A 19009-nucleotide genomic window follows, 5' to 3' on the forward strand; every position below is an offset into this window, starting at 1 on the left:
GATTTTAAATATGAAGTTTTATCGATATAAATTTTTCCTTCATCGATAATTGCTTCAAAATCAGACTCGCCTATAGGAAATGATTTTACAGAAATTGTCATTATCAGCTCTCCCTCGACTGTGCCTGTAGCACCGCCACTGTTCCTGTGCTATCTTAAATCATCCTCAATATAGCATATGAAAGCCATTTTCTGGTATTTCGGAGAGGATTTTAGACAGGTCAGGAGGAGTTTTCGGGAGTTTTACTAACTCGTATAACAAAACGATGTCTGTTCCTGAAAATACCGCTGACTGCCCGGTAATGCCGGGAACGGCAGCGGAGGCAGTGCCGGAACAGCGCGGTCATGATAACTGAATGCGGTGAGGCCCGATCGGTGGATAGCGGTACGATACCGGTCTTCTCCAAAAAAAGAGACAGCCGCGGTAGGTGCTGTCCCTTGTGATATCCGGTGCCGTTATTTCTGAAGTGGCCGGAGGCTATTTACCGGCCTTCAAGAATTTCCAGAGCCATTTCCCGAACCTTAAGATAGTCAATCTTGCCGGTGCCGTTAAGCGGTATGGACGCTGTGTTTTCAATATATTTGGGCACTGCCAGCTCAGATACTCCCTCGGTCCGGAAGCGTTCCCTGATTTCCGCTCTGGAGGCCTCCCGCCCGGAAATCAGGAGCATAAGCTGTTCGCCCTTTTTCTCGTCCGGAACAGCCACTACGGCCAGCGGGGTGTCCGGATACAGCCGGGCGAGTACGGCCTCCACCTGAGTCAGGGAAATCATTTCTCCGGCTACCTTGGCAAAGCGCTTGGCACGTCCCTTGATATGAATGAAGCCTTTTTCGTCTATTTCCGCAATGTCTCCGGTGTCGTACCAGTTATCATCTGGCTTTTCCAGCACTCCCGGCGCTGTTGCTCTGAGGTAGCCCATCATCACATTGCCGCCGCGGATCCAGAGTCTGCCCCCTGCGTCTATGCCCGGAACCGGCTCCAGCCTGGTTTCGATTCCCGGCAGTGCTCTTCCGGCAGTATTGCGGCGGTAGAACATGTTGGTATTTACCGAAATTACCGGAGCGGTTTCGGTGGCCCCGTACCCTTCGAGAATCCGGATGCCGAACTTGTCATTCCACATGTTGACCGTGTCTTCCTTCAGCTTTTCGCCGCCGGATACCGCAAATCTCACAGAGTACATGTCATAGGGATGGGCGTACTCGGCATACCCCTTGAGGAAGGTATCGGTTCCGAATATTGCGGTGGAGTTGGTTTCATACACCAGAAGGGGGACGTTCTTATAGTGCAGGGGGGACGGGTACATGAATACCTTCATGCCGCTTATCAGGGGCAGGAGAGTGCCGGCGGTGAGTCCGAAGGAATGAAACATTGGCATGGAATTGAACACCGAGTCCAGCATTCCGAAGGGAAGAACAGCCTGAAGCTGCACGATATTGGTTTCAATATTGCAGTGACTCAGCACCACGCCCTTGGGAAGACCTTCGGATCCGGAGGTGAACAGTACCACTGCCGGAGAACGGGAATCCTTTTTGCCGCCGGCAAGACGGAAATAGGAGCGGAACGGTCTCAGAAGATCCAGGGTGGCGGCCAGCTTGGTACCAAGGCCGATTTCTCCGGCCAGGTCCTCCAGATACCGCACGGTGATGGAGTGATCCCGCAGCGCCTGATCCAGGGCCTGGAATCCGGCATTAATGAAGGTCTTCGAGGTGTACACTGTCTTTACCGGTACCGCATCGCAGCAGGCTACCAGGTTTTTAGCGCCTACAGAGAAGTTCAGCATGCAGGGGAGTTTTCCGGCGGCCTGAAGCGCCATGAATACCACCACCGAGGCGGCGGAGTTCGGCAAAAGCAGGCCTACGGATTCCTGAGGCTCATTCTTTTTGAAGTAGCGGCCCAGGGTCATGGCCCGGATATAGATTCCGGCATTGGTTAGCGGTTTCCGGTTGTGATCCTCCAGCATGACCTTGCGAAGTCCAGCGGTTTTCATGGTATCGATAAAGGAGGCGAAAATGGTGTTTTTGGTAGTGACACTGGCCTTTACCTTCATTTCTGCCATGAGATCGTACATGATGTCGGCAGCCTTTTCCTTGCGGGCCCGGCCGTGGTATTCCTCGGGAACCTGGAACCTGTAGGGCGGCATCACGTTAATCACGATGCGGGAGCGGGGTTTCTGATGGAACTTTCTGCCGAAACGGGAAAAGATGGAAAACTGGCTGCCGTCGATGATTACCGGAAGCACCAGGGCATCGGCCTTGTCGGCCACCACAGCACTGCCGGAGTAGATCTTCATCAGGGTGCCGGTGGTGGTAATGCGGCCCTCCGGGAAGATAACCGGAATATGACCGTTGTTCACCTCCCGGATCATGCTTCTGAGAGCCATGGGGCTGGCGGGATTAATGGTGTAGTAGCGTGGCGCCAGTGCCAGGAAGATCCGGAAGTACCATTTGGAGGCGATCTGGGTATCTACGGCATAGGAGAGATCATCATGCAGATAGGTCCAGAGCAGCATACCGTCCAGGAAGGAAGTGTGGTTGGCGATAATCACGCAGCGCTTTCCCTTTACTGCCGCGAAGTTTTCCAGTCCCTCGCATCTGGCACTGTAGAAGATGCGGAGAAATTTTCTGGAAAGGGCCCTTAGAATCGGGATCGGCAGAATTCCCACGGTAATGAGCGCTCCGGCAATGCAGATCACGGCCGTAATCACCGCCATAAGGCACATGCCGTTCTGAGCTCCGGCGATAAAGGTGCAGCCCATGCCAATAAGGGAGGTTATCACGGTGAACACCGCGGCGGTGATATTGTTGGCGGACATGATGCGGGAGCGGATTTCATCGGGAGAGACCTCCTGCAGGCAGGCGGTTACCGGTACGATGAACATAGCGGCGAAGAAGGTAATCAGGAATACGCAGGATACCAGGTGGATTCCCGAAAACGTGGAAAGATAGCCGGTTATCAGGTTCAGTCCGTCCTGAAAGGTTTCTGCGGCAGCTACCGGAGGCGTGAGGGGTGTCTGGAAGTAGAGCAGCAGAGCGAAATCAGTCATGAGCACGGCTTCGATAACTGCGGACAGGGGCAGGAAGGCATTGAGGGGCTGATTTTTGTAGACCTTCGAAGCCATAATGGCGCCAAGACCGATGCCGAGACAGAACGGTCCCAGGAACAGCGGGTTCAGAATCTCCTGACCGACGCTTCCGGTATAGATGTTCTTAGCAACCTGGGAGAGCTGCACCATAAAGGTTACGGTAACGCACCAGGCCCCGGCCAGACCGATGAGTGACAGAAAAACCGCCCGGGAGTGCTTCACAAATTTCAGATTGGCAAAGGCCGATCTGATAAAGAAGAGATCCACCTTTGTTTCCGGATCCGCCGGTTTCTGGGAGGGCATCCGGGATGCAAAGAAGAAGCCCAGGGAGGACAGTGTCAGCAGGATTACCGGAAAATACGGATTTATGGTAGCGCCGGCGATAATTCCGGATATGGTGCCCGCAAACTTAAAGACGTAGGAGCCGGACTCCAGGGCGGAGTTTGCCTGGATCAGCTGGCCCTTTCCGGTAATGAAGGGGATGATGCTGAGACGTACTGGGGTGAAAAAGGCTGCCTCGACACCGGTGAAGAACATGCCGGCCAGCATGCCGATTTCCGATTTCATAAGATAGGAGACGGAGATCAGCAGGGCGATGCAGATTTCAAAAAGCTTGATGCATTTCAGAAGCCGGGCCTTGTCAAACTTGTCGGAGATTTCGCCGGCCATGGTGGAAAACAGAAAAACCGGCACCATGAAAAGGCCGGTTGCCAGGAATACCATGTTTTGTGAATGGGTATCCGAATTTGAGAGCAGCGCGCTGGTAACGAATGCCAGAAAACCGGCCTGTATAAAGCTGTCGTTGAAGGCTCCCAGAATTTTTACTGAAAAAAATGACAGGAAGCTGCTATTTTTGCTCAGCGGAGTTTGATTTTCCATAGAATCAGTTATCCCTGTTGTGCAGAAGTGCTTAAAAATCCCCTGAATAATCCGCAGTTTCGGATGGAAACCGCCTGACCGGGCAGAGTGTCTCCGGACAGCAGGACGGCAGAGCTTTTGCGACTGGTGCCACCCCTCTCTGAAAATGTTATCATCTTAATGACAGATGTTATAAAAATGTTAAATTTTTAAAATTAATGTGAAGTTTATCACATTGAGTCTAAAATGCAAACTGTATCGCCGTGGCCGCGGCAGTGTTCTGGAATGGCCTTCTCCTACAGGAGGTCCTGGATAACAAAATGCAGCCAGATGCTGTCCTTTGCCGTGCGGCAGCTGTTCACCTCGGCATCTCCGGGCAGAATTTTTATTTTTCTGAGGAGTCCTGTAAAGTCGGCGCGATAGTACCCGGATTCCTTCTCAGCAGTGAGTTTCAGAGGCCCCGGGATGAGTCCTACCAGCTTTGATTCCAGGCCGGAGGACAGAAGAGCGCCGGTCAGAAAGTTCATAACGCTGCTGCCGAGATGTTCCGCGGATATCAGATAAAGCCGGGCCACTGCGGATTCCCGGGTTATCCTGATGCTGTCAATCCGGAGATGAAGCCGGATCCGTCCGGCTTTGTTGTGGGTGAAGGTAATGGAAAGCTCCTCCCCGTCTGCCCGGAATTCCGGATCGGAAAATGCCGGGTGGGCCTTTTCCCTGGCCAGCTTTTCCAGTGCGGGAAGGGAGACGGTGATTTCTCCCTCGGCGAAATTTCTGCTGTTGAATGAGTCCATAGGGGATTCCTTTTAAACATGGAATAAAAAATACGGAAGACAGTTTCGGATGACGGAGGAATAGCAGACCTCTTTTATCCTGTCATTTACATTGTCTTCTCCTGTCATCTACCCTGTCTTCTCCTGTCATTTACAACTGTCTTACTCAGTCAGTCAGAGACGCTTATGGTCTGTTAGCCAGTTTTGCCAGAAAAAATGAGCTAAAGGCCAGGAAAAGGCTAACCTTCCGGAGTTTTTGTGAAATCTGCCTCGCGGTTTCCTGTTAATCCATTACAGAGACATTTCCTATTTCCGTCTAGCCACAACAGGATTCAGGGGCTGAATGAGAGCAAAATATCTGAAACCGCTATTCTGGCAGGGGCAGCTTAGTGTTTTAGGACTGAGCTGTGCAGAACGCCGGCAAAACCGGAGTTCTGGCGCCGGTATTAGACCCGGGGCTTAAGCACAGCCAGGCCCCTCAGGCAGCAAAAAGTTCTGACCGTCCGGAAATTTTCGCTATCTGAAGGCGTTCAGCTTTTTTGCAATCTCCTCCTCTACTCCGGACTCCGCCTGATCCAGACTGGCGGCGAAGCTTTCCAGATCTTCGGTAAGCCTGGCGCTGACCTCCCGGAGTCTTTTGACAAATCCATCCCGGTAGGTGTCATTTCTGATGAAGGCGAACAGCCCCAGACTGATGACGGTGGTAATAATAGTGGCCGCATATTCCTCGAAGCCGCTGCTCCAGGCCTGAATCCGGGTATCTCCGATGTCATCCATCAGCCGGTGGAGGCCCTGGAGCTTTTCGGAAACGTCGATGCCGGTGTAGCCCCGGATCACTTCCACGCACATCCTGTCAATAAGAGTCAGGCTGTCTCTGAGATCCGCATAGACGCTGCTGATCTCCCGGAGATAATTCTGCCGGGCGGTGTCCTCGAGTTTTGTCCTTAGCTCGTCTCCGAAGATGGTGAAGAAGCCGGTTTCCCGGTCAAAGACGCGGATGGTATTCGTCTCGGCCCGGTCTACCGCTTCCTTCATCTCCGTCCGGGTGCGTATCCGGAGGTGATACATGAGGTTGCTCCGGAGATTAAGGCAGATTTCCCGGAAGATATCATTCCGTCCCAGCTGCTCTGTGGCCCGGCCGCTGCGCAGCTTCTGGCTTACCGATTCCACCGGAATGCAGGAAAAACCCGGATACGCGCTGCCCAGCACCTCCAGTGCGGCATTTTTTTCCTGAGAGGAGCAGAGTCCCCATTTGGTAAGCGCAAAAATCAGCCGGTAGCCCATAGCGATAAGAGGCTTCAGGATATGGTCCTGCTCATATTCCTCCAGCCGGGACTTTTTGGCATCGAAACAGTAGATAACGGTGTGAATCCAGTCCCTGATGTCCGGCCGGCCGCTCTGCCGAACCAGTTCCTCCTGGAGGCTGTCCCACCACTCCCGGGCCTTGTCAGCCTCGAGGCCCCAGCTGTCCCAGACCACGATGCTCATGTTCCTGTAGGGAAACGGTTCGTGGCGGTGGAGCCCCTTTGCGGTTACCGGCCGGCCGGCCCGGGCCACGGCGATTTCCTGTCCGTAAAGGTAGTTTACCAGGGTGGACTTGCCGGCACCGGTTTTGCCGAGAATCAGAATATTGGTGGGAAATGCGCTCATTACTGTTCCTGCTCTCCGGAAATCGCGCCATGGGAATTCCGGTACTCCTGAACGAATTTTTCAGCACAGGACTTCATGGCATCACTGCTGAAGATTTCCCGGAAGGTGGTGGCTGTGAGGGAACCCTCCAGCAGCTTTTCGTTAAGAAGCTGGCAGGATTTGCTGAGCGTCATGCCGGTAACAAAGGTGAGGGAGCTGGCCACTCCGGCATTGACAATGGAGCCGATGACGCTCCCAGCTCCGGGAAGCAGCTTCATAAGGTTTCCGGCCAGGGATTTTCCGATAACAGGCATTACGATTTCGACAACGCCGGTGCCCAGGACTTTTTCAAAATCCGCCATGTTCCAGAGGGTGAGGATTTTAGCGAACAGGGTCAGCTGTATCGGAGTAATCACTGCGGCGTCCGAGAACGGTATCGGAGAGCAGGCTGCACTCCCGGCGGCCGTGGCGGCGGCAGAAACCCAGTTTCTGGCGATCCGGGACTTTTCATCAAAGCCCCGGCGGCAGGAAATGATAAAGGCATTCCGGCGGGCCTCCTCTAAATGATCAAGCGACCAGCCGTATAGCTCGTTGAGTCCCTGCGGAACCGGGATTCCGGCATCCGTGGAGCTTTCGAAGATGGAGATTTTCCGGCTTTCCTCCGGATCCGGACCGTCCACTTCGCTGCTAATGATTCTTTTTAGCTCTTCGCAGTCCTCTTCGGTAGCCACATCGATCTGGGTCAGAACAGCTGCTACCGGTTTTTTAAGGCTGCGGAACTGCTTAATAAGGGAAACATCCACATCGGTTACCCGGCCCCCGGGGGCGCTTATGCAGTACCAGACAAGATCGATGCGCTCCTGCTCCACGGCGTTCATGATAAGGTCACAGTATTTCTGTCCTGCCGCCTCCCCTGCGTCGCGGCGGTCGGAGAACCGGGCTCCGGTTTCATAGCCCTCGGAATCGTAGACAATTACCGGGATTTCGGTCCGGGAGATTTTCTGGACGCCGTGAGTTACCGGGGTGCCGGGGCCGGCTGGGCAGACCGCCCGGTTAAACACCAGGTTGCAGAGAGTGCTCTTGCCGCAGCCGGTGGCTCCGGCCAGGAGAATTCTGGGTTTTTCGTTCTCGGCGTACCCTGACAGAAAGCTTTCCATTTCATCCCGGAATCTGTTCTGAATTTTGGTTATCTCTTCCTGCTGGTTTGTGTCATTGCTGCTCATGGAGGTGCCTTTATTCCTGAATGCTGTGAAGTGCGGGATGATGCTTCCGGACATGGAAGCATCCTGAATTTCCTATGATTATAGACTTGAATTTTCAGAAATTTAATTTTGAAAAACAAAATGTGAACGTGCTCGAAAGTTTTATGCCACCGGGATCTTCCGGAGTAATGGACTGTCAGGAGAAATTCTGTAGCTTCCGGGGAAATGATTCCGGAAAGGGGACGTTTTCAGAAAGAGGCCGCCGGTTTTTCGCAGAGGGGGCGGCGGCGGCCTTAAGAAATGCTGACGGTATATGACCGGGCAGAAGCCCGTCACCAACAAAAACTGTCTTCAGGCGGGAACGGCAGCGGATTCAGCTACGGCTGCGGAGGACTGCTGACCGGCCCGGGCCTGCTGCTCGGCAATGAGATCCTCCAGATGCTCCTTCTGCCGTTCCAGTTCTGCCAGATCCAGGCTGTCAGTCAGCACGGCAGAGCCGGCAGCTGCCGGAACCGGGGCGGATCCGGCGGCAGCACCGGTGCTGTTCATGCGGTTCTTGATGTTTTCCAGGGAAGCGATAATAGTCTGGCGGTGATCGCTGTAAAGCTTGTAACCGGCGGCTCCGGCCACCAGGCCAACTGCCATGCCCCAGAGGAAATTCTTTTCTAGTATCATCTCAGGTAAACTCCTGTTTCAGGTGTGTAAAGTGTCAGAAGCGCGGCCCCTGACGGTCAGTCTCCAGAGGCTCGCCGGAAGACCGGGGCTTCTGGATATTCATTTTTTCAAAAAGCAGCCGGGAACTGTTAAGCACCACGGCCACAGTTGAGGCGTTATGGATGGTGGCGGCCAGGAGGGGATTGATTTTCCCGAGCGCCCCCAGAAGCAGTGCTGCCGAATTTACAGCAATGGTAATGGCGAAGTTCTGACGAACCAGATACATGGTGCGCCGGCTGAGCTTCAGAACCTCCGGAAGCTTCAGCGGTTCATCCGAGGTGATGGTAATGTCAGCCGATTCCAGTGCAATGTCCGTGGATTTTCCGCCCATGGCCACGCCGATGTCGGCATAGGCGAGAGCCGGGGCGTCATTAATTCCGTCTCCTACCATAAGCACCCGGGACCCCCGCTGTTTTCCGGCAATGAAGTTTGCCTTGTCCTGCGGCAGCATGTTTGACTGGTATCCGTCCAGATCCAGCTGTCTTGTTACGGCCTCGGCATTCTGCTTTGAGTCTCCGGTCAGCATCAGGATTTCATCAATGCCTTCACGGCGCAGTCTGTTGATGGCCCGCTTAAGATCCTTACGGATCGGGTCGGCAATCAGCACGGCCCCCATAATTCTTCCGTTTTTCGCCACGTAAAATACGTTCCAGGCTCCTTCGGGAATTGTGAGGCCGGAGAGACCGGAGATCCGGTTCTCGTCCATGAAGGTTCTGCTGCCCACCAGCACCGAGGTCTCGCCGCCGGGCAGGGACAGTGAGGCCCGGATGCCGCGTCCTACCACCGCCTCGGTGCGGGCGTTCTTAGGAATGGTGATATTCCTTTTTTCTGCATAGGACAGGATTGATTCTGAAAGAGGATGGGATGAATTTCTCTCCGCCGCAGCCGAAAGCATCACGAGCTCCTCCTCGTCGGCGTCCGGAGCGGTGATGATTCCCGTGACCACCGGGTGTCCGGCGGTAATGGTGCCGGTTTTGTCCAGAATGACGGTGTCCACATCAGAAAGATGCTCGATGAAATTTCCCCCCTTGACCAGCACGCCGATCTGAGCTGATCTGCTGATGGCGGCTGAAATGGCAGTGGCTGTGGATAGTCTGAGGCCGCAGGAGTAGTCAATAAAGAACATATTCAGCACCCGCTGCACATCCTTGGTGGTCACATAGACCAGACCGGCGGCGATAAACGAAATGGGTACCAGCATGCTGGCCAGACGATCGGCAAAGTTCTGCACCGGAGCGCGCCGGTTCTGGGCGTTCTCCACCATGTGCACTATTCTTGAGAGGTTGGTGTCGTCTCCGACCCGGTGAGCTTCAATCACGAGCTGTCCGCTTTGAACCACGGTTCCGGCAAAGACCGTATCTCCGGGAACCTTGTAAACCGGGACAAATTCTCCGGTGAGAGAGGACTGATCCACTGAAGCGCTGCCGGAGATGACCACCCCGTCAACGCTGATCTTTTCGCCCAGGTAGACAGCCACCTGATCCCCGGCCTTCACGTCGTCAATGCGAACCTTTGCTACCGTGCCGTTGACAATCTTCCAGATGAATTTTTCCTTGAGTCCCAGAAGGTGCGATATGTGCTTCCGGGCCTTTTCGGCAGCCGACAGGGAGAGCATTTCGGCAAAATTTGAAAGAACCAGGAGCGACAGACTCGATTCGGGTTTTCCGGCCAGAATAGACGCGATGACGGCAGTGGCAGTCAGGGTGTCGGCATTCGGAGAATGCTCGCGAATCAGTCCGGACGCCCCGTTTCTGATGATTTCCTTCGAAATCAGGATTACAAAGGCGCTTCTTATGAGTGATATCTTTCCGAACAGTACCGGAAAGGATCTTTTAACCGCCTCCAGGAGCGCAAAGCCCCCGAGTGATATCAGCGCATTGATTTTGCAGATCCGGGCTTCGGCCTCCGGATCGCTTTCCGGCTCCCGGGACGGCCTGCGTGATACGGATCGGCTTTCCCGGCCCAGGAGGGCGGGCAGAAGCTTCAGTACTTCAGGATCCCGGAAATAGATGCTGAAGGAGCCGTTATCCCCGGCAAAGGCGCTTTCCACTCCCGGAAGGGCTCGCGTCCGGGCTTCGATGAGATAGCGTCTGTTTTTTTCAATGCCGTCCGGAAGCTGCAGGACTGAATGATAAAGCTTTGGCATTTTTACCTCTGATCTTAAGGAAACACAATCCCCACCATACCATCTGCGGACCGCTGGGCATCTGCTTCATCGTTACCATTTTGTAGATGCCGCGGGATATCAGGACTACTCCCAGGAGAGACGGGAGATCGAAAAACCCCTTTGTATGATCGCTGATGCGGCTGCTCAGCAGGGCAAGGCTTTCCAGGAAATGATCCCGGAAGCTGGTGCCGCAGAGCGCCGGAACGGCCCGGGAAGCAGGGCCGGCCGTACCTGAAGGACTGGCGCTATGGACGCCGCCGGATAGAATCTCGCCTATCAGATCCCCGGCCGAGGTCGGGGACTGGCTGGCAGTGAGAAGATTGGCATTCAGTTCGTCGAATACCCGGCAGATATTCACCCGATCCTCGGCGTAGGTGATGAGAAGCGATCCGGTGACCGGATTGCTCTCGGCTCTGAAAACTCCCGGGACCGTCCGGAACTTGCCCGCGAGCTCCGCGGCGAATTCCGGATCCTTAAGAACCTCCGAGCGGTAGCGGATACGGCCGGGAATGCGGTGCACCTGTTCAAAAAGAGGAACTGACCCGGTCCGGCCCGGCGCAGGATTACCGCCAAGTCTCCGGAGAACAAATCCCAAAACGGGCTTTGCAAGAGCCATCCCGAGGCACATAAGAAGCTGATTCATCTGGACTCCTTTAAATAGCCGGATTTAAGTTCTTCTTCAATTTTTTTAAGATACGGGTTCTGTGCAACCTGTTCCGGATCATAGCTGATCAGAACAGACCCGGTTCTTTGATTAACGGCAAAACCGGTGATTTCCGGAAAGCCGGAAAAGGCGCTTTCCAGAAGGGCGGCGTTTTCCGGATTGTTAACGACAAGCCGGCTGTAGCAGCGAATTCTTCCGGGAAGGAAGCTGCTTACCCGTACCGATTTCAGAAAAGCCTTCCAGGGATCCGAAAATTTCTCGAAAAAACCGAACATAAAACTCTCCGAGTTAAACAGTTCAGACAGCCTGAATTTCAGTAAGCGCTTTATGCCTGAGGAGGATTTTTTGACAGGCATTAGCTGTCCCCGTCTTATCACTTTTCAGATAAGCATGACAGGCTAATCTTTGCCGCTTAACAGGCTGTTTATGTGTTATTGCTAACAGGTGTTATCCTGATCTAACAGGTTGTTTGTACATTCCTGCTAACAGGTGTTACCCGTTTCTAACAGGTTGCATTATAGCCGATAACCTGCAAAATGAAATATGGCAGCAAAAATATGTGACTTATATGTCAAAATTGCCGTGATTTCCATCCCGGTAACCGCCAGGGGCCGCCGGTGCTGTCTCCCCTGTGGATTATCCCGCACCGGCGTTTTCTTTCTCAGAGGCTATTCTTATTCAGCCTTTCATTCATTCTTTATTCCCTCCCTCATTCTTCTCTCATTCATTCCTGCTGTTCTGACTTTTTCTTTCGCGGCGCGGCCCTGATAGTTTCTGGGGCTCCAGAATGTTTCCGGCCAAGGAGGGAATCCTGTTAAGGCTTTTTTTACGGTCTCCCGCCAGATTGTCATTACAATTATCCCGTATCTGACGAGGCGTGCCGTTTTCTGAGAAGAAGCTCCAGGAGCTTTTGGGGGGAGACGGAGGCCGCCTCCGCGTTTTTTGCTGAATGAACGGGAAAGCAGTGCTTTCTCTTCTGCGCCTTCGGGCGCGCTGGTCTGTTTCCTCCGGGAAACAGTTTTATGCTCGTATGAGCGCTGGCTGCCGGTAATCATGGCAGCAAAAACGCGGGGGAGTAATCCTTCGCTCATTTTGAGGTAACTTAATATGTGCAAAGAAACACACCTAGACAGCAGTAATCAGGGCGATGCCCTTCCCACCAGGAATGTTTCCTTCCGGTTCGGCGATCTTTTTCCCGGATTTGAGGGGGACTCCAGGACGATTTCGGTGCCGTGCTATCAGGATGCCGTGAGCATGCCTGCGGTGGCCCGTCTTATTCCGAAGCGTGAGGAAGGTTACGTATTTCAGGAGGATCTTCTGGAAGGCGTTCTTGATTATCTGAGCGCCCCCATGAACGATGCGCTGTACATTTTCGGACCGTCCGGGTCCGGAAAAACCAGTACGGTGCATCAGGTGGCGGCGCTGGCAGGCTGGCCGGTGGTGGAAATGACTCTGAACGGGAGGTTTGAAATGACCGATCTTACAGGGCACAACACCATTATCCGGGGCGAGGTGAACTTCGTGTACGGTCCTCTGGTCAGGGCTCTTAAGTACGGCTACATTCTTCTTCTGAATGAGATCGATCTGGCTGATCCGGCTGAGCTGGCCGGCCTGAACGATGTGCTTGAGGGACGGCCTTTGACCATTGTGCAGAACAATGGAGAAGTGATTACTCCGCATGCAAATTTTCGGATGATAGTAACCGCCAACACCGCAGGTTCGGGTTCAGAGGAATCCTATGCGGGAACCCGGCTTCTGAATCCGGCCTTTCTGGATCGTTTCCGGTTCCTGGAGAGCAGCTACATGCCCCAGGAACGCGAGGAGCGGCTCCTCAGGGAGCAGTATCCGGAGCTCGGGGCCGGTATTGCCGGGGCCATGGTGCGTACTGCCGCCGAAATAAGAAGATCGCATACCTGTCAGGAGGGAACCACCGTTTACATGACCATTCCGATGACCACCCGGGCTCTTCTGCGGTGGGCTCATCTGTGTCAGGACGGGGAAGGCTCTCCGGAAAGGATCCGTCAGGCGCTGGACAGCTCTTTCGGATTCCGGATAACCAGAGAGGAACGGGTGTACCTGCACCGGATCTTCGAGGATATCCTGGGAAATGCGACGGCAGAAGAGGCGCAGGGCCGCGATAAATAAATCTGCGCCAGGTCCTTCTCTCTCCGGACGGGGGAGGAGGATTTCTTCGAAGGAGTCTCGGGAATCTTTTTCCGGGACTCCTTTTTTGTGCATGCTGCGGCTGCATTCTGGTCTCTGGTGATTCCTGCTGTGTTTTTAGCGTTTTTGCATTACAATTGCGAGGCGGCAGCGCAAAGTAACCGGAGCGGCCAGTGTGATTCGTTTTTCCGGAAAGAAAGCGTGTAAGCAACAGAAAATATGGAATAACAGCAGGGAAATCCTATGGGTGGAGTTTTTTATTATTTTATTGCCCTTGTGGTGCTTGTCGGGGCGGCCTTTTTCGCTGTGCTGCTGATCTTTGATTTTCTGGGGGCTGGGCGGGCTGGCGGGTTATCGGATGTGGGGATTGTTCTGGGCGTATTGGCCGCTATATCTCTGACAGTGTATATTGCGGACAGAATCCGTATCAGAATTCATGACCGCCGGATCCTCAGGAAAGCCGCCGAAATGGAAATGCGAGCCTATTATGAGAGTCCGGAATGGCAGCAGGGCTACCGGAGCTATCTGGCAGCTCATCCTGTTAAGAAAATTTCCAGAGGCGGTACCATCCCCCTGTTAAAGAGGTTTTTTAAGTTCTCCGGCATGAATTTCCGGGCTGCCGGCTGTTTAACACTCATAGCCGCAGTATATTATTTTCTGGTGGGAAGTGACGGTTTTTCTGCAGTAAGCTTGATCCCGCATATCCGGAACACTTTTGTGGTGGCGGTGATATTTTACGGCTTCATCTTTTTTCCGGTGATTTTCATTACCACGGTGCCCTTCAAGTCATGGCGGAAAGCGCGCCGCAGAAAAAATGCGCGCAGCCTTGACAGTCTGGAAAAGCTTTATGAAGGGGCGGGGTATGTTTCCTCCGGGGAGGCTCTGATTGTGCTGGGAGAGCGTGAAGTGCTCCTCTGTAACCTGGAAGGCGTCATGTCAGTTCCCTGGGAAAGAATCAGAGGGGTATCCCGGGTTGTCCGGACCTATCAGACCTATCTTTTTGAACGTCCTGGCTACCCCCCGGTCTACAGCACCGGAATGGAATTCGAAACCGGGATCTGCCTTACTGTAGCTCCCGGAGATTTCGTTTCCGGGGACGATTTTCCTCAAAACTGGGTTGCACACGAGCTTGCAGATTATCTCCGCAGCCAGGTGAAATCCGGGAACACCTATGCCAAAGAGGGCTTTACCCTGCATTTTTTGTTTAACGAGTACCAGATGGTGTTTCTGGAGGCGGAAATCAGGAAAAGAATCGGCCAGTCTGAGGAGGAATCCTATGTCCGGAGAATCTATGAGGCTCCCGGGAGGAGGGATTTCGGCAATTACAATCTCTCGGATTATGTGTAGGAACCGGGATTAATAATCCTGGGGCGGAGCATTAAAGCCGCCGGAACTGACCGGAAACTCTTTTGAAACTAGCTTAAAGGAGGATAAATGAAGATATTCGTAACGGGAATTCTGCTTCCGGCTTTTCTTTTTCCGCTGGCGGCCGCAGCCGCATGGACTGCCCATGACTATGCCGGCGGTACCCGCAGCATTTATCTTGATGACACGGCCGGGGCGGCAGTGAGTCTGGCGGTGGTCGGCCGGGCGGGAGAGCTCTCCCCGCGGAACACGGCGGCATTCCTGGCTTCCCGCGGATCCTGCGCAGCACCGGTTTTCCGGGAGATTTCCGAAGTTCCGGGGTACCTTCTGGAATGTCCCTCCGCAGTAAGCGAGTATCTTTTTGATGACGGGGAGCGTCTGCTGCTGGCGGCTACCCGCTGTCAGGGGGTAGCGGTCTGCCCGCATCTCCAGAGCTTTGTTGCGGAATTCGGCAGAAAGGGGGCGCCGCTTCCGGAACCCGAAAAGCCGGCGTTAACTGACCTCCAGGCGCGGATGGAGGCGGCTCTCAGGGCTGAACGTGACAGAAGAGCGAAGGACAGTGCAGCCAGCTCGGGAGAAGGGAACTAGCGCCTCCTTCTCCTTTTCCCGTACCGGCGTCACTGGCCGGTTTTATCAGATGCGGCAGGATCCCCGGAAGCAGCGGAGGTACCGGTATCCGGTGCGGGATCTGGTGCAGTAAGGAGATCGCTGAGCCTTTTGCCGTAAAAGAAGTTTCTTACCAGATCGTCGAATTCCTGCCACAGAGGCAGGGTTTTGCATTTGTCCCTGCGGGGACAGACATAGTTCCTGTTGGCCAGACAGGCCACGGAGGAAAGTGCTCCCTCCATAAGCTCCACAATTTCTCCTATCGTATACTCTTCGGGCTTCCGGGCCAGCCGGTATCCGCCGCCCTTGCCGCTGACTCCGATAATGAGGCCTCCGGTGACGAGGCTTCTGACAATGATTTCCAGATACTTCTTGGAAATTTCCTGCCGTTCGGAGATATCCCGGAGCGGAATATAGCCCCCGTCGTGTTCCTGTTCGGCAAGATCAATCATAACCCGTATTGCATAGCGGCCGCGTGTTGAAATCATAGAATGTTTTCCTGTTCTGGCTATTTATTATTATTTTTTAGAAAAACTTTGCAGAGAATTGCTGTGATTGTACTTCTGTGAATCCTGATTGTTTTTTCATCAGTTCCGATTCCTTATTATACTTAAGGATTTACCGGATAATCAACCCTGTTCCGGTCGTTTTCTGGGTAGCGAATCCTCCGGAAAGTCTCCGGTTCCGTAATTTTTGCAACTCCGAAATTCAAAATTATTATTCCCGGAGAACCTTTGTCTCCAAAGGATTTTCTCCATTATGAAGCACATTCTTCAAAAAAAATTTCATTGAAAATCCTTAATACCTATTGACATAGTAGGTAAATGGCATTACTATAGCGTCATTCCTTCAGGAAACGTGAAGACGGCCTCTGGGACGGCATTCCGGGTTCTGGAAACAGAGCAGGGCCTGAAGGATGATGAAGAAATGAAAATACCGGCGCTGGCTTTAAACAGCAGAAGCCGGCACGGACCGGCCATATTTTTACCGCCGGATTCATCACCTGATGACAGGGAGGACAGTATGACAATTTTTGGAACTTCCGGTTCTCTATATTACAAATACGGCAATATCACTGCCTCATGTCCTTGCTTTTGTTTCTGCCGAATGTGTCATTAGCTGGTGTCGGATTCATTCCGGAGGCTTTCCCTTCAGGAAGATGTCAGGACTGCGTTTTACGTCCTTGTTCCCGAATCTGACTGCGTTGATTTATCAGGGTGGCGATTCGGGCTTTTTATTTCCTGAAGCCCTTCATGACACCGGAACAGCATTAACAAACAAGTAATCACCGATATCCGTCAGGATTGTTTTTTTTGGAGAAAAAAGAAATGAGCAATTACAGATTTGAAACCCTTCAGCTTCACGTAGGCCAGGAACAGGCTGATCCTGCTACCGATGCCCGTGCGGTACCCATTTACCAGACTACCTCCTATGTCTTCCATAACAGTCAGCATGCCGCTGACCGTTTCGGGCTTCGGGATGCCGGCAACATCTATGGCCGTCTTACCAATCCTACTGAGGATGTTCTGGAACGCCGTATTGCAGCTCTTGAAGGCGGTACCGGAGCGCTGGCGGTAGCCTCCGGTGCTGCAGCTATTACCTACGTAATCCAGGCTCTGGCGGCCTCCGGCGGTCATGTGGTGGCCCAGAAGACCATATACGGCGGCAGCTACAATCTGCTGGCGCATACTCTGCCGCAGTACGGGATTTCCACCACCTTTGTGGATATTCACAACCTTGAAGAGGTGGAGAAAGCCATTACCGGCAATACCCGTCTTATCTACATTGAAACTCTCGGCAATCCCAACAGCGATATTCCGGATATTGAGGCTCTGGCCGAAATTGCACATCGCCACGGTCTTCCGCTGGTTACTGACAACACCTTCGGCACGCCGTATCTGATAAGACCTATTGAGCACGGTGCCGACGTGGTGGTGCATTCCGCCACCAAGTTCCTGGGCGGACACGGCACTACTCTGGGCGGAGTGATCGTGGATTCCGGCCGCTTTGACTGGAGTGCCTCCGGCAGATATCCGGGCATTGCCGCCCCCAATCCCAGCTATCATGGAGTTTCCTTCCAGCAGGCTGCCGGCCCCAATGCCCTGACTGTCTATATCCGGGCCATTCTGCTCCGGGATACCGGTGCTGCCATTTCTCCCTTTAATGCCTTCCTGCTGCTTCAGGGCGTGGAAACTCTGTCCCTGCGTCTGGAGAGACATGCGGAGAATACTGCGAAGGTGGTGGAATACCTTTCCCGGCATCCGCAGGTAGCAAGAGTGAATCATCCTTCACTCCCGGATCATCCTGACCATGAGCTTTACAAAAAGTATTTCCCAAATGGCGGAGCCTCGATTTTCACCTTTGAGATAAAGGGCGGTCAGGAGGCAGCCTGGAGGTTTATCGACAGCCTTAAGATTTTCTCCCTGCTGGCCAATGTGGCTGATGTGAAGAGCCTGGTGATTCATCCGGCCTCCACCACTCATTCCCAGCTTTCGGAAACCGAGCTCCGGGAGGCGGGAATCACCCCGGGCACCATACGGCTGTCAGTCGGTGTGGAGCATATTGATGACATTATTGCCGACCTGGAAAACGGTTTTCAGGCAGTTAAGTAATTTTGAATTATTAGCGGATATTTGAGGAGACTATAATATGTCCGGCATTCATAAGAGTTTTGCCGATCTTATCGGCGGTACCCCGCTTCTCGAAGTAACCAATATCGAAAAGGAGCTGGATCTTAAGGCTACGGTTCTCGTCAAGCTGGAGTATTTTAATCCGGCCGGAAGTGTGAAGGACCGCATTGCCCGCGCCATGATCGCTGACGCTGAGGCCCGCGGCGCCCTGAAGCCCGGTTCGGTCATCATTGAGCCCACCAGCGGCAACACCGGTATCGGCCTGGCAGCCATTGCTGCCTCCCGGGGCTATCGTATCATTCTCACCATGCCTGAGACCATGAGCGTTGAAAGACGCAATATTCTGAAATTCTACGGTGCCGAGCTGGTGCTTACCGAGGGTAGCAAGGGCATGAAGGGAGCTATTGCCAAGGCTGAGGAGCTGCACCGGGAGATCCCGAACAGCTTTATTCCGGGCCAGTTTGTAAATCCGGCAAATCCGAAGGTGCACCGCGAAACCACCGGTCCTGAGATCTGGAAGGATACTGAAGGCAAGGTTGATATCTTCATTGCCGGTGTCGGCACCGGCGGTACCGTAACCGGTACCGGAGAGTACCTTAAGGAGCAGAATCCTGACATTAAGGTGGTGGCTCTGGAGCCTCTGGATTCGCCGGTGCTGTCCGAAGGCAAGGCCGGCCCCCATAAGATTCAGGGTATTGGTGCCGGCTTTGTTCCCGACGTTCTGAATACCGCCGTTTACGACGAAGTGTTCCGCGCTTCCAACGAGGATGCCTTCAGAACATCGCGCCTTCTGGCTAGGAAGGAGGGCATATCCGTGGGTATTTCCTCCGGTGCCGCTCTGTTTGGGGCCATTGAACTGGCAAAGCGTCCGGAGAATGCCGGCAAGGTGATCGTGGCTCTGCTTCCGGATAGCGGTGACAGATATTATTCGACGCCGCTTTTTGCCGCAGAGTGATTTCCTGGGAAGGAAGCGATTTATGATCAGGGACGTTCCCGGAGATTTCTGGCGAGTGTCCGGGACAGCCTGATCGGCATTACCCTTCCGGCAGTTGGCTCCTGGAGCCGGCGGAAGGGCTTTTTTGATCCCGGAGAATTGATTTTTGAGAATTCCTGAAGCTTGTTGCTGATTCAGGGCATGACGAGCAGAGCAGACGGT

14 protein-coding genes are annotated in these 19009 nt (G+C 53.6%); 5 read left to right on the forward strand and 9 right to left on the reverse strand.

The features are described from left to right. Window positions 1–481: 481 nt before the first annotated feature. The 8 genes from F557_RS19695 to F557_RS19705 all read right to left on the reverse strand — a co-directional run bounded on the left by F557_RS19695 (window position 482) and on the right by F557_RS19705 (window position 11364). Window positions 482–3961, reverse strand: a complete 3480-nt coding sequence (locus tag F557_RS19695) for an AMP-binding protein (protein ID WP_019002270.1) — start codon at window positions 3959–3961, stop codon at window positions 482–484. 275 nt (window positions 3962–4236) lie between these two features. Beyond that, window positions 4237–4734 carry a hypothetical protein gene (locus F557_RS0110980; RefSeq protein WP_019002271.1) on the reverse strand — a complete coding sequence of 166 codons (498 nt, stop codon included), beginning with the start codon at window positions 4732–4734 and terminating at the stop codon, window positions 4237–4239. A 495-nt stretch (window positions 4735–5229) separates the two neighbouring features. Then, a complete protein-coding gene (locus tag F557_RS0110990) occupies window positions 5230–6363 on the reverse strand; it encodes a GTPase (protein WP_019002273.1) in 1134 nt (377 codons plus the stop codon). Continuing rightward, complete coding sequence (locus F557_RS0110995; protein ID WP_019002274.1) at window positions 6363–7619, reverse strand: GTPase; 1257 nt, start codon at window positions 7617–7619, stop codon at window positions 6363–6365. Before F557_RS0110995 ends, F557_RS0110990 begins: the two co-directional genes overlap by 1 nt. 276 nt (window positions 7620–7895) lie before the next feature. Further along, window positions 7896–8219 carry a hypothetical protein gene (locus tag F557_RS19700; RefSeq protein WP_019002276.1) on the reverse strand — a complete coding sequence of 108 codons (324 nt, stop codon included), beginning with the start codon at window positions 8217–8219 and terminating at the stop codon, window positions 7896–7898. A 34-nt stretch (window positions 8220–8253) separates the two neighbouring features. Then, entirely contained in the window at window positions 8254–10404 is a 2151-nt protein-coding gene (locus tag F557_RS0111010) for a heavy metal translocating P-type ATPase (RefSeq protein ID WP_019002277.1), read from the reverse strand. Next, window positions 10358–11068 (reverse strand): HMA2 domain-containing protein, encoded by a 711-nt coding sequence (locus tag F557_RS0111015; protein WP_019002278.1) that lies wholly within the window; start codon window positions 11066–11068, stop codon window positions 10358–10360. The genes F557_RS0111010 and F557_RS0111015 overlap by 47 nt, the downstream gene beginning before the upstream one ends. Continuing rightward, window positions 11065–11364 carry an HMA2 domain-containing protein gene (locus F557_RS19705; RefSeq protein WP_044143417.1) on the reverse strand — a complete coding sequence of 100 codons (300 nt, stop codon included), beginning with the start codon at window positions 11362–11364 and terminating at the stop codon, window positions 11065–11067. The genes F557_RS0111015 and F557_RS19705 overlap by 4 nt, the downstream gene beginning before the upstream one ends. 832 nt (window positions 11365–12196) lie before the next feature. On the opposite strand from F557_RS19705, the gene F557_RS19710 reads away from it, so the two are divergent. The 3 genes from F557_RS19710 to F557_RS0111040 all read left to right on the forward strand — a co-directional run bounded on the left by F557_RS19710 (window position 12197) and on the right by F557_RS0111040 (window position 15205). Next, a complete protein-coding gene (locus F557_RS19710) occupies window positions 12197–13234 on the forward strand; it encodes an AAA family ATPase (RefSeq protein ID WP_019002281.1) in 1038 nt (345 codons plus the stop codon). 261 nt (window positions 13235–13495) lie between these two features. Beyond that, window positions 13496–14599 carry a hypothetical protein gene (locus F557_RS0111035; protein ID WP_019002282.1) on the forward strand — a complete coding sequence of 368 codons (1104 nt, stop codon included), beginning with the start codon at window positions 13496–13498 and terminating at the stop codon, window positions 14597–14599. 87 nt (window positions 14600–14686) lie between these two features. Next, window positions 14687–15205 (forward strand): hypothetical protein, encoded by a 519-nt coding sequence (locus tag F557_RS0111040; RefSeq protein ID WP_019002283.1) that lies wholly within the window; start codon window positions 14687–14689, stop codon window positions 15203–15205. Between the two features lie 29 nt (window positions 15206–15234). Here F557_RS0111040 and F557_RS0111045 read toward each other — a convergent pair whose 3' ends face one another. After that, window positions 15235–15711, reverse strand: a complete 477-nt coding sequence (locus tag F557_RS0111045; protein WP_019002284.1) for an RrF2 family transcriptional regulator — start codon at window positions 15709–15711, stop codon at window positions 15235–15237. Between the two features lie 840 nt (window positions 15712–16551). Between F557_RS0111045 and F557_RS0111060 the strand changes: the two genes are divergently transcribed. Together F557_RS0111060 and cysK are read left to right on the forward strand one after the other, a co-directional pair. After that, window positions 16552–17835: an O-acetylhomoserine aminocarboxypropyltransferase/cysteine synthase family protein gene (locus F557_RS0111060; RefSeq protein ID WP_026297880.1), complete on the forward strand. Its 1284-nt coding sequence runs from the start codon at window positions 16552–16554 to the stop codon at window positions 17833–17835. Between the two features lie 37 nt (window positions 17836–17872). Further along, on the forward strand, window positions 17873–18808 hold the full coding sequence (gene cysK / locus F557_RS0111065) for a cysteine synthase A (protein WP_019002288.1): 936 nt from the start codon (window positions 17873–17875) through the stop codon (window positions 18806–18808). Window positions 18809–19009 lie beyond the last annotated feature (201 nt).

Origin of the sequence: Succinimonas amylolytica DSM 2873, from assembly GCF_000378405.1 — a bacterium.
Lineage (GTDB): Bacteria > Pseudomonadota > Gammaproteobacteria > Enterobacterales > Succinivibrionaceae > Succinimonas > Succinimonas amylolytica.

Bases quoted from the DNA above. Each gene is read 5' to 3' on its own strand.
- F557_RS19695 (WP_019002270.1), bottom strand. From the start codon at position 3,961: ATGGAAAATCAAACTCCGCTGAGCAAAAATAGCAGCTTCCTGTCATTT.
- F557_RS0110980 (WP_019002271.1), bottom strand. From the start codon at position 4,734: ATGGACTCATTCAACAGCAGAAATTTCGCCGAGGGAGAAATCACCGTC.
- F557_RS0110990 (WP_019002273.1), bottom strand. From the start codon at position 6,363: ATGAGCGCATTTCCCACCAATATTCTGATTCTCGGCAAAACCGGTGCC.
- F557_RS0110995 (WP_019002274.1), bottom strand. From the start codon at position 7,619: ATGTCCGGAAGCATCATCCCGCACTTCACAGCATTCAGGAATAAAGGC.
- F557_RS19700 (WP_019002276.1), bottom strand. From the start codon at position 8,219: ATGATACTAGAAAAGAATTTCCTCTGGGGCATGGCAGTTGGCCTGGTG.
- F557_RS0111010 (WP_019002277.1), bottom strand. From the start codon at position 10,404: ATGCCAAAGCTTTATCATTCAGTCCTGCAGCTTCCGGACGGCATTGAA.
- F557_RS0111015 (WP_019002278.1), bottom strand. From the start codon at position 11,068: ATGAATCAGCTTCTTATGTGCCTCGGGATGGCTCTTGCAAAGCCCGTT.
- F557_RS19705 (WP_044143417.1), bottom strand. From the start codon at position 11,364: ATGTTCGGTTTTTTCGAGAAATTTTCGGATCCCTGGAAGGCTTTTCTG.
- F557_RS19710 (WP_019002281.1), top strand. From the start codon at position 12,197: ATGTGCAAAGAAACACACCTAGACAGCAGTAATCAGGGCGATGCCCTT.
- F557_RS0111035 (WP_019002282.1), top strand. From the start codon at position 13,496: ATGGGTGGAGTTTTTTATTATTTTATTGCCCTTGTGGTGCTTGTCGGG.
- F557_RS0111040 (WP_019002283.1), top strand. From the start codon at position 14,687: ATGAAGATATTCGTAACGGGAATTCTGCTTCCGGCTTTTCTTTTTCCG.
- F557_RS0111045 (WP_019002284.1), bottom strand. From the start codon at position 15,711: ATGATTTCAACACGCGGCCGCTATGCAATACGGGTTATGATTGATCTT.
- F557_RS0111060 (WP_026297880.1), top strand. From the start codon at position 16,552: ATGAGCAATTACAGATTTGAAACCCTTCAGCTTCACGTAGGCCAGGAA.
- cysK (WP_019002288.1), top strand. From the start codon at position 17,873: ATGTCCGGCATTCATAAGAGTTTTGCCGATCTTATCGGCGGTACCCCG.